This is a genomic window from Caulobacter sp., from assembly GCF_049283275.1.
Lineage (GTDB): Bacteria > Pseudomonadota > Alphaproteobacteria > Caulobacterales > Caulobacteraceae > Caulobacter.
The window spans coordinates 1-9,238 of record NZ_JBAPVS010000093.1; the positions used below are offsets into that span (position 1 = coordinate 1).

10 protein-coding genes are annotated in these 9,238 nt (G+C 66.9%); 5 read left to right on the forward strand and 5 right to left on the reverse strand.

Going from position 1 to position 9,238, the window contains the following annotated elements:
- Nucleotides 1–280: 280 nt before the first annotated feature.
- The 4 genes from rho to hemE all read right to left on the reverse strand — a co-directional run bounded on the left by rho (nucleotide 281) and on the right by hemE (nucleotide 4,501).
- A complete protein-coding gene (gene rho / locus WAL33_RS04535) occupies nucleotides 281–1,693 on the reverse strand; it encodes a transcription termination factor Rho (protein WP_422178922.1) in 1,413 nt (470 codons plus the stop codon).
- A gap of 272 nt (nucleotides 1,694–1,965) precedes the next feature.
- A complete protein-coding gene (locus WAL33_RS04540) occupies nucleotides 1,966–2,433 on the reverse strand; it encodes a CopD family protein (RefSeq protein ID WP_422178924.1) in 468 nt (155 codons plus the stop codon).
- Nucleotides 2,430–3,476: a ferrochelatase gene (gene hemH, locus WAL33_RS04545; protein WP_422178926.1), complete on the reverse strand. Its 1,047-nt coding sequence runs from the start codon at nucleotides 3,474–3,476 to the stop codon at nucleotides 2,430–2,432. The genes WAL33_RS04540 and hemH overlap by 4 nt, the downstream gene beginning before the upstream one ends.
- Nucleotides 3,473–4,501, reverse strand: coding sequence for a uroporphyrinogen decarboxylase (gene hemE / locus WAL33_RS04550; RefSeq protein ID WP_422178928.1), 1,029 nt, complete (start codon nucleotides 4,499–4,501; stop codon nucleotides 3,473–3,475). The genes hemH and hemE overlap by 4 nt, the downstream gene beginning before the upstream one ends.
- A 455-nt stretch (nucleotides 4,502–4,956) precedes the next feature.
- Here hemE and WAL33_RS04555 point away from each other — a divergent pair, with 455 nt between their 5' ends.
- The 5 genes from WAL33_RS04555 to dnaQ are packed head-to-tail and all read left to right on the forward strand — an operon-like array spanning nucleotide 4,957 to nucleotide 8,661.
- Nucleotides 4,957–5,859, forward strand: a complete 903-nt coding sequence (locus WAL33_RS04555) for a pyruvate, water dikinase regulatory protein (RefSeq protein WP_422178930.1) — start codon at nucleotides 4,957–4,959, stop codon at nucleotides 5,857–5,859.
- The gene (locus WAL33_RS04560) at nucleotides 5,856–6,464 is read left to right on the forward strand and encodes a Maf family protein (RefSeq protein ID WP_422178932.1); all 609 of its coding nucleotides are present in this window, start codon (nucleotides 5,856–5,858) and stop codon (nucleotides 6,462–6,464) included. Before WAL33_RS04555 ends, WAL33_RS04560 begins: the two co-directional genes overlap by 4 nt.
- Nucleotides 6,461–7,318 (forward strand): shikimate dehydrogenase, encoded by an 858-nt coding sequence (gene aroE / locus WAL33_RS04565; protein ID WP_422178934.1) that lies wholly within the window; start codon nucleotides 6,461–6,463, stop codon nucleotides 7,316–7,318. Before WAL33_RS04560 ends, aroE begins: the two co-directional genes overlap by 4 nt.
- A complete protein-coding gene (coaE, locus tag WAL33_RS04570) occupies nucleotides 7,315–7,938 on the forward strand; it encodes a dephospho-CoA kinase (protein WP_422178936.1) in 624 nt (207 codons plus the stop codon). The genes aroE and coaE overlap by 4 nt, the downstream gene beginning before the upstream one ends.
- 6 nt (nucleotides 7,939–7,944) lie before the next feature.
- On the forward strand, nucleotides 7,945–8,661 hold the full coding sequence (dnaQ, locus tag WAL33_RS04575) for a DNA polymerase III subunit epsilon (protein ID WP_422178938.1): 717 nt from the start codon (nucleotides 7,945–7,947) through the stop codon (nucleotides 8,659–8,661).
- Between the two features lie 34 nt (nucleotides 8,662–8,695).
- On the opposite strand, the gene WAL33_RS04580 is transcribed toward dnaQ, so the two are convergent.
- Complete coding sequence (locus WAL33_RS04580; protein WP_422178940.1) at nucleotides 8,696–8,938, reverse strand: hypothetical protein; 243 nt, start codon at nucleotides 8,936–8,938, stop codon at nucleotides 8,696–8,698.
- Between the last annotated feature and the right edge of the window lie 300 nt (nucleotides 8,939–9,238).

Below are 9,238 nucleotides of genomic sequence, written 5' to 3' on the forward strand. Positions count from 1 at the left end.
GGGCCCGGTCCGCTCCGCGCCTCCCCACCCACTCGCCGCGAAAGCCCGAGGTCGAGAAGCCGTGCCTGTCATGTCGCGCCCGCGAACACTTGCCCCCACCTGGCGGCTTCGCCGCCTGTCCGCCCCCCGAGGGGGCGGAGCCTCACGGCGCGGCTCTTCCCCCTATGGGGGAAGACGACCGCGAAGCGGTCCGTAGGGGGCAAGTGGTCGTGGAGCTAGATGCAAAAAGGGCGGCTGGATTGCTCCAGCCGCCCTTTGTGTTTCACGTGAAACACCAAGCTTAAGTGTTCATGCTCTGGAAGAAATCGCCGTTGGTCTTGGACTGGCGCATCTTCTCCAGCAGGAACTCGATGGCGTCCGAGGCGCCCATCGGGTTGAGGATGCGGCGCAGGACGTAGGTCTTCTGCAGCTGGTCCTTCGGGGTGATGAGCTCTTCCTTGCGCGTGCCCGACTTGAGCACGTCGATGGCCGGGAAGATGCGCTTGTCGGCGACCTTGCGGTCCAGGACGATTTCCGAATTACCGGTGCCCTTGAACTCTTCGAAGATCACTTCGTCCATCCGGCTGCCGGTGTCGATCAGGGCGGTGGCGATGATCGACAGCGAACCGCCCTCCTCCACATTGCGCGCCGCGCCGAAGAAGCGCTTGGGACGCTGCAGGGCGTTGGCGTCGACACCACCGGTCAGCACCTTGCCCGACGACGGGACGGTGGTGTTGTAGGCGCGGCCCAGACGGGTGACCGAGTCCAGCAGGATGACGACGTCGCGCTTGTGCTCGACCAGGCGCTTGGCCTTTTCGATGACCATCTCGGCCACCTGCACGTGGCGGGTCGCCGGCTCGTCGAAGGTCGAGGCGATGACCTCGCCCTTCACCGTGCGCTGCATGTCGGTGACTTCTTCCGGGCGCTCGTCGATCAGCAGGACGATCAGATAGCACTCGGGGTGGTTGGTCTCGATCGACTTGGCGATGTTCTGCAGCATCACCGTCTTGCCGACCCGCGGCGGGGCGACGATCAGACAGCGCTGACCCTTGCCCAGCGGGGCCACGATGTCGATGACCCGGCCCGAACGATCCTTGATGGTCGGATCGGGCAGTTCCATGTGCAGGCGCTCTTCGGGATAGAGCGGCGTCAGGTTGTCGAAGTGGACCTTGTGCTTGACGTTGTCCGGGCTCTCGAAATTGATCTTCGAGACGCCGGTCAGGGCGAAGTAGCGTTCGCCTTCGCGCGGCGAGCGGATGGCGCCTTCGATGGTGTCGCCGGTGCGCAGGCCGAACTTGCGGATCTGCGAGGGCGACACGTAGATATCGTCCGGACCCGGAAGATAGTTGGCTTCCGGCGAGCGCAGGAAGCCGAAGCCGTCCTGCACCACTTCCATCGTCCCCGAGCCCGAGATCTCCACGCCTTCCTCGGCGAGGGTCTTCAGGATCGCGAACATCATGTCCTGCTTGCGCATGGAGTTGGCGTTCTCGACCTCGAAGGTCTCCGCGAAGGCCAGCAGGTCGGCCGGGGATTTCTCCTTCAGCTCCTGCAGGGACATGGTCTTCAGGCCCATGGCGGCCACGGTGGCGCTGATCTCGGAGTCTTCGTCGCCGGCGTCGTCGCCGTTGGCGGTGTTTTCGGCGGCCGGCTCGACCGTCGTGTCGACGACGGGCTCCAGCTCGGGCGTGTCTTGGAATTCGGTTTGGTCGGTCATAGTGACACTCAACGTCGCGCGGCCCGCGGAGATGCGAGCCGAGCCTTGGTTCTAAAACGGACTCGTCGCGGTGAAGCGGCGAGCAGGTCGCGCCATGACGACGGCGCGTATCGATCGGGGGACAGACCTTCGAAGCGAGAGGCTCCGGGGGCGCGTCAGGACGAGCGCCGGTCCGTAAGAGGCGGGAACAGGCCGCGAGGCGACCTGTCTGTCTGGATGGGAACCACAAGCGGCCCCGCCGGTCAAGCGAAGCCGCCCGACATGCGGTCGGTCTAGTGGCCCAGGAACTTAGTCGTCACCGACAGCACGATGACGATGGCGGCCAGGAACGGCAGCTCGTTGGTCATCCGCCAGAACTTCTCCGAGCGGAAATTGGTCCCGGCGGCGAAGCGCCTGCGCGACTTGGACATAAAGCCGTGCCAGGCGAACAGGAACAGCAGGGCCGCGATCTTCGTCAGGGCCCAGGGCTTGAGAAAGAAGTCGTGGCCCAGGCGCTGGGTGTCGATCACGCCCAGCAACAGGCCCATCACGAGGGCCAGGATCATCGCCGGATTGATGATGATCCGCATGGTCCGCAGCTCGGCCAGCTTGAACACCGCGTCCATGTCCGAGCCGGGCTCGGCCTTCATGTGGTAGATGAACAGCCGCGGCAGGATCAGCATGCCCGCGATCCAGGCCATCACGAAGATGATGTGCAGCCCGCGGATCAGGTCGAAATGCGGGGCCAGGAAATCGATCATGCCTGGGCTCCCTGCTTGTTCGGACATTGGGTCCGATCGCCGCCGCAACGCCAGGCGCAGGCGGTGACCAGTCGATCGGACGCCTCAAGCGCGCCCTGGATGGAGCGACCAAGGCTTCTGATGAACCCAGGCGTCACGCCCAGGGCCGGCACGCGAATATAGGCCGGACAGCCGGCCGAGAGCGCCATTTCGCGATACTCGTGATCCAGCTCGACGAGGGTTTCGATATGCTCGGAGACGAAGGCGATGGGCGTAACCAAGAGGGCGAGCCCCTGCTGGCTGGCGGCGCGGATCTCGTCGTCAGTTGAAGGACCGATCCACTTCATCGGCCCGACTCGGCTCTGGTAGGTCACCCGCCAGTCCCAGCCTTCACCCAGCTTGGCCGCGACCGCCGCGGCGGTGGCCTCGATCTGTTGCTGATAAGGGTCGCCGGCCAGGATCACCTTTTCCGGCAGACCATGGGCCGAGAACAGCAAGCGCGCCGGACCGGGACGTCCGGCCTTGTCGTAGGCGGCCTTGATCAGATCGGCATGCGCCTGGACCAGATCCTCATCGACCGGATAACAGCAGACCGTCGAGACCCGACCGGGACCGTTTCGATAGGCCCGCTTCCAGGCCTTCAACGACGATCCCGTCGTCGTCGTCGAATATTGCGGATAGAGCGGCAACAGCACGACCTCGTCGGGCGCGAAGGCCTTCACGGCCTTGGCGGCCTGCTCGGTCAGCGGCTTCCAGTAGCGCATGGCGATGAAACAGCGGGTCTCGGCGTCCGGGAACCGCGCGGCCAGATCCGCCTCCAGCGCCTTGGCCTGTTTCTCGGTTTCCGGCAGCAAGGGCGAGCCGCCGCCCATCAGGGCGTAATTTGCCTTGGCCGGCTTGGCGCGCGTTCCGGCGATCAGGGCCGCGATCGGATAGCGGAGGGGGGCCGGCAGGCCGATGATCGCCTTGTCGCGGAACAGGTTGAACAGGAACGGCCGCACCGCGTCGGGCCCGTCGGGCCCGCCCAGATTGAACAGGACGACGGCGATCTTCGGCTTGCTCATCTGCCGGTGACCCGGGCCAGCACCGCCTCGACGTGGGCGATCGGGGTGTCGGGCAGAATGCCGTGACCCAGGTTGAAGATATAGGGCCCGCCGCCCCACTGTTCCAGAAGCTGATCCACTCGCGCCAGCAGGGCGTCGCCGCCGGCCCGCAGCAGCAGCGGATCGAGCGCGCCCTGGATGGCCTTGGTCTTCTGGATCGACTGGCCCAAGGCCGCCGACGCCTGGGTGTCCAGCGCCACGCCCTGAACCGGCGCGAGCTTGGCGTAGGTCTCGACCAGGGTTCCGGCCCCGCGCGGGAAGCCGATCACCGGCGTGGTCACGCCCTTGGCCCGCAAGCCTTCGATGATGGCGGTGTGCGGCTTGGTCACCAGACGATCGAACAACGGCTCCGACAGACCCTCGGCCCAGCTCTCGAACAGCTTCAGCACCTGGGCGCCCGACGCGGCCTGCATGGCCAGGTAGTCAATGGTCGCGTCGACCAGCACCTGGATCAGAGCGTCGAGTTTCTCGGCGTTCTGGTAGGCGAAGGTCCGCGCGCCGGAGCGATCGCTGGACCCGCCTTCGATCATGTAGGTCGCCACGGTCCAGGGCGCGCCGGCGAAACCGATCAAGGTCCGCTCCGGTTCAAGCGCCGAACGCACGCGGCTGAGCGTCTCGCCCACCGCCCCCAGCGCCTGGCCGGCCTGGCCTGTCAGATCGCGCATCGACTCGATCGACGGCAGTTCGCCCAGCTTTGGGCCCTCGCCTGCCTCGAACCACACCTTCTGGCCCAGGGCCTGGGGGATCAGCAGGATGTCAGCGAACACGATGGCCGCGTCATAGGGAAACCGCCGCATCGGCTGCAGCGTGACCTCTGCGGCCTTTTCCGGGTTCAGGCAAAAATCGATGAAGGTCGGCTCGGTGGCGCGGACGGCCCGATACTCCGGCAGATAGCGTCCGGCCTGCCGCATGAACCAGACGGGCGGGCGTTCGGCCTTGTGGCCATCCAGGACGGAGAGAAGCTTGGGTTTCGGGAGCGAGGTCATGTCAGGCCTTAAATCCCGTCAGGCCCTTGGGCTCAAGCCCGTATCGCCCCGGAGGCCTTCTTCCCTTCTTCCTTCTCTCTTTAAGAAGATTTTAAGGAAGATTGTAGGAGATGGTGGGCAAGTGCCAAACGGGGAAAACCCGGTTGCGCCGCACCATGCCCCTCAGACATTCCAAATCCATCCCAGCGCGGCCCACATGTGGGTTCGCGCCTGTGAACTTTGGGGACAAGCCGGTAGGGCTTCGTAATTCCTAATGAAACGTTAAGATGGCTAACGGCGCCGTAACCATGAGCGTTCGCTCATCCCGCCCTTGGGGGAATCGGAAACGCACCGGCTGTGGAGGCGATCTGAGACTGGGGATTGTCCGGCATCAATGTGACCGTTTAACACAGGGTCAGTTCGACGCGCCGTAAAGAGCCGGGATTCACCCCCGCTCATCCCCAGGGACCAAGCCAGTGGTTAAGCAACCGTTAACGGATGATCCACAGGAAGCTGGCGTTCCCGAGGGCGAAAGAGCCGCGCCGCGCTTCGCGACCTACTTTCACATCCACCTGGTGTCGGACTCCACCGGCGAGACCCTGAACGCCATGGCCCGGGCGGTCTGCGCCCGTTTCACCGACATTCTGCCGATTGAACATATCTACGCCCTGGTCCGTTCCACGCGCCAACTGGACCGGGCGCTGGAGGAGATCGCCGGCGCGCCGGGCGTGGTCATGCACACCATCATCGACCCCAACCTGCGCTCGGCCCTGGAGGAAGGCTGCCGCCGGCTGGAGATGCCCTGCATCGCCGCCCTCGATCCGGTGGTCAGCGCCATGTCGCGCTATCTGGGCGCGCGGATCTCGACCCGGGTCGGCGCCCAGCACGCGCTGAACAACGATTATTTCGACCGGATCGAGGCCCTGGACTACGCCATCGCCCACGACGACGGCCAGGGCGGCCAGGACCTGACCCAGGCCGACGTCATCCTGGTGGGCGTGTCGCGCACCTCCAAGACGCCCACCTGCATCTACCTGGCCCACCGCGGCGTGCGGGCCGCCAATGTGCCGCTGGTGCCGGGCCGCCCGCCGCCCGAGGAGCTGTTCACCCTGAAGAACACCCTGGTCGTCGGCCTGATGACCTCGCCCGAGCGGCTGATCCAGATCCGCCGCAACCGCCTGCTGTCGCTGAAGGAGAGCCGCGAGAGCGACTATATCGACACCGACGCCGTGCGGCAGGAGATCATCGCCGCCCGTCGTCTGTTCGAGCGCCAGGGCTGGCCGATCATCGACGTCACCCGCCGATCGGTCGAGGAGACGGCGGCGGCGATCATCAACCTGCTGTCGGGCGGCCGCGGCCAGGTCGAGGTGCTGGGATGACCTCATCCTCCACGCCCCCCATCACCCTGGCGTCCAAGAGCGCGGCCCGCCAGGCGATCCTGCGCAACGCCGGTGTGGAGTTCACGGCGGTCGGTTCCGGCGTCGACGAAGAGTCCGCCAAGGCCGGCCTGCTGGCCGAGGGCGCTTCGCCCCGGGAGGTGGCCGACGCCCTGGCCGAGCTGAAGGCGTTCAAGGTCTCCACCAAGCGCCCGGGCCTGGTGATCGGCTCGGATCAGACGCTGGAGCTGGACGGGGCCCTGTTCGACAAGGTCGACACGGTCGAGGCCGCCCGCGAGCGGCTGATCCAGTTGCGCGGCAAGGTCCACAAGCTGCACTCGGCCGTGGTCGTGGCCCGCGACGGCCGGCCGATCTGGCGGGTGATCGAGACCACCAAGCTGTCGGTCCGCCCTTTCAGCGACGCCTGGTTGGACGGCTATCTGGAGCGTAACGCGCCCGACATCCTGTCCTCGGTCGGCTGCTACTTCCTCGAGGGCGAGGGCGTGCAGATGTTCGACCGCATCGACGGCGACTATTTCTCCATCCTGGGCCTGCCGGTCGTCGGCCTGTTCGATTTCCTGCGTCTTCACGGAGCCCTCGCGGCATGAGCATCACGGGAGCCGCCATCGTCGCCGGCGTCTGCGGCCGGCCGATCCGCCATTCGATGAGCCCGGTGATCCACAACGCCTGGATCGCGGCGGCCGGCCTGAACGCCGCCTATGTGCCGTTTGCCCCGGACGAGGACAATTTCGAAACCTTCGTCGAAGGTCTGCGCGGCGGCGCGATCCGGGGCATCAACGTCACGATCCCGTTCAAGGAGCAGGCCCTGGCCTGCGCCGACCGCTGCAGCGACCTGGCCAAGCTGGCCGGCGCCGCCAATCTGCTGGTGTTCGAGGCCGACGGCACGATCATGGCCGACAACACCGATGGGCCGGGCCTGATCGGGGCCATCGCCGTTCAGGCGCCGGGTTTCGACCTGGCCTCGTCGCCGGTGGTGATCCTGGGGGCTGGCGGCGCCGCTCGAGGCGCGGCCGCCGCCCTGGCCCTGGCCGGCGCGCCCAGGGTCAGCATCGTCAACCGCACCTTCGTCCGCGCCCAAGCCATCGCGACCTCGATCGGCGGGGTGGTCGAAGCCGCGTCCGAACACGAGCTGGACGCCCTTCTCTCCCAGGCTGGTCTGGTGATCAACGCCACCTCCCTGGGTCTGGGCGGCGGCGCGGGCCCGGCGGCGCGGCTGGAGCTGACGCCGGAGAACGCCGTGGTCGTCGACATGGTCTACAAGCCGCTTCACACCGAGTTCCTGCGACGCGCCGAAGCGGCCGGCCGCCTAACGGTGGACGGGTTGGAAATGCTGCTGCGCCAGGCGGCCCCCAGCTTCGAAGCCTTCTTCGGCGTCGCGCCGCCGGCCCAGGTCGACGTCAGGGCCCTCGCCCTGGCCCAGCTGGGAGACGCGGCCCGATGATCGTGCTCGGCCTCACCGGCTCCATCGGCATGGGCAAGTCGACCACCGCCCAGATGTTCGTCGAGGCCGGCGTGCCGGTCTATGACGCCGACGCCGCCGTCCATGCGCTGTACGCCACGGGCGGCGCAGCGGTCGCGCCGGTCGAGGCCGCCTTTCCCGGCGTGGTGATCGAGGGGGCCATCGACCGCGCCCGTCTCAGCGCGGCGGTGATGGGAAACCCCGAAGCCCTGGCGGTGCTGGAATCGATCGTCCACCCGCTGGTCGGCGCCCATCGGATCGGCTTCTTCGAGGACGCCCAGGCCCGGGGCGCCGACATCGCCGTGCTCGACATCCCCCTGTTGTTCGAGACCGGCGGCGAGAAGAAGGTCGACAAGGTCGTGGTGGTCTCGGCGCCGGCCGACGTTCAACGCGAGCGGGTTCTGGCCCGGCCCGGCATGACCCCCGCCAAGTTCGAGGCCATCCTGGCCCGCCAGACGCCCGACGCCGAAAAACGGGCCCGGGCCGATTTCGTGATCGACACCGGCCGGGGCCTGGACGCCGCCCGTGACCAGGTCCGCGACATTCTGGCTCGCCTGCGGGCCGCCGCCCCGCTTGAAGGCGGCGGCAAACAGGGTCATTGAAATCCGATGGCGCGGGAAATCATCCTCGATACTGAAACCACCGGCTTCGACCCCAAGACCGGCGATCGCCTGGTCGAAATCGGTTGCATCGAAGTGGTCGACTACATGCCCACGGGCCGGTCGTTCCATGAATATTGCGATCCGCTGCGCGACATGCCGGCCGAGGCCCAGAAGGTGCACGGCCTGTCGATCGAGTTCCTGACCGGCAAGCCCAAGTTCCACGAGATCGCCGACAGGTTCCTGGAGTTCGTCGGCGACAGCCCCGTGATCGCCCACAACGCCGCCTTCGACCGCAGCTTCGTCAATTTCGAGCTGGAGAAGTGCGGCCGGCCGCCCATCGTGGAGGCCAGCTGGGTCGACACCCTGGCCATGGCCAAGAAGCGCTTCCCGGGCATGTACAACTCGCTCGACGCCCTGTGTAAGCGGTTCAAGATCAGCCTGGACAGCCGCGACAAGCACGGCGCCCTGATCGACGCCCATCTGCTGGCCGAGGTCTATCTGGAGCTGCAGGGCGGCAAGGAGCGGGCGCTGGAGCTGACGGCGGTGGTCGCCGTCAACGCCGTCTCGGCCGCCCGCGCCGGATCGTACGGCGCGCGCCCCCGGCCGCTGGCCCCGCGCTCGACCGAGGAGGAACGCCAGATCCACGCCGCCTTCGTGCAGAAGAACCTCAAGGACAAGGCTGTCTGGATCCAGTTCGGGGTGGGGGTCGTGGTCGAGGGGTGAGGCGCAAGCCATCACCATCTGCGGTTCACAGATCTCACGGCGTCATGGCGTCGCTCCGGCTTTCCAGCAGGCCGGGCCGATGCGACTTCATCTCCGCCCGCAGCGTCAGCAACTCGGTCCTCTGCCGACCCGGTGGCGTTCGGCTGAGAAGCTCGTCGATCTTGGCCAGCACTGCGTCATTCAGCGCCAGGGCGCTGCGGACGCCCTCGAGCATCAGGGCGCGAAGCTCGTTGCCTCGGCGGATCTTGCGGCGGCGGGGCGGCTTGGACTTGGGCATGGGATTCTCCGTTCCTGGTGGCGGACACGACTGTCCGACCTCGGGCTTTGGCGACGAGGGGTGAGGAGGTGCGGAGCGGCCGGGCCAAGCCCGGAGACCGTGAGTGTGTGTGTGCGTTTCGGCTAGACCTGACCGCTCCGCCGAACCGTTTTGACCAAGGGACGAGGACTGTGGGCCTGTTTCATCCCGGTCGACGTTTCCCCTCGGGCGGGCAGGATCAAAGTCGCCCGGAAGGGGCCGTCGGCGACTCCGACTGATCCTGGAACAGGCCGGTTTAACCTCCCGGCCCCGTCGACCCCG

What these genes read in the sequence shown, in the direction of transcription:
- rho (WP_422178922.1), bottom strand. Translation starts at nt 1,693, where the DNA reads ATGACCGACCAAACCGAATTCCAAGACACGCCCGAGCTGGAGCCCGTC.
- WAL33_RS04540 (WP_422178924.1), bottom strand. Translation starts at nt 2,433, where the DNA reads ATGATCGATTTCCTGGCCCCGCATTTCGACCTGATCCGCGGGCTGCAC.
- hemH (WP_422178926.1), bottom strand. Translation starts at nt 3,476, where the DNA reads ATGAGCAAGCCGAAGATCGCCGTCGTCCTGTTCAATCTGGGCGGGCCC.
- hemE (WP_422178928.1), bottom strand. Translation starts at nt 4,501, where the DNA reads ATGACCTCGCTCCCGAAACCCAAGCTTCTCTCCGTCCTGGATGGCCAC.
- WAL33_RS04560 (WP_422178932.1), top strand. Translation starts at nt 5,856, where the DNA reads ATGACCTCATCCTCCACGCCCCCCATCACCCTGGCGTCCAAGAGCGCG.
- aroE (WP_422178934.1), top strand. Translation starts at nt 6,461, where the DNA reads ATGAGCATCACGGGAGCCGCCATCGTCGCCGGCGTCTGCGGCCGGCCG.
- coaE (WP_422178936.1), top strand. Translation starts at nt 7,315, where the DNA reads ATGATCGTGCTCGGCCTCACCGGCTCCATCGGCATGGGCAAGTCGACC.
- dnaQ (WP_422178938.1), top strand. Translation starts at nt 7,945, where the DNA reads ATGGCGCGGGAAATCATCCTCGATACTGAAACCACCGGCTTCGACCCC.
- WAL33_RS04580 (WP_422178940.1), bottom strand. Translation starts at nt 8,938, where the DNA reads ATGCCCAAGTCCAAGCCGCCCCGCCGCCGCAAGATCCGCCGAGGCAAC.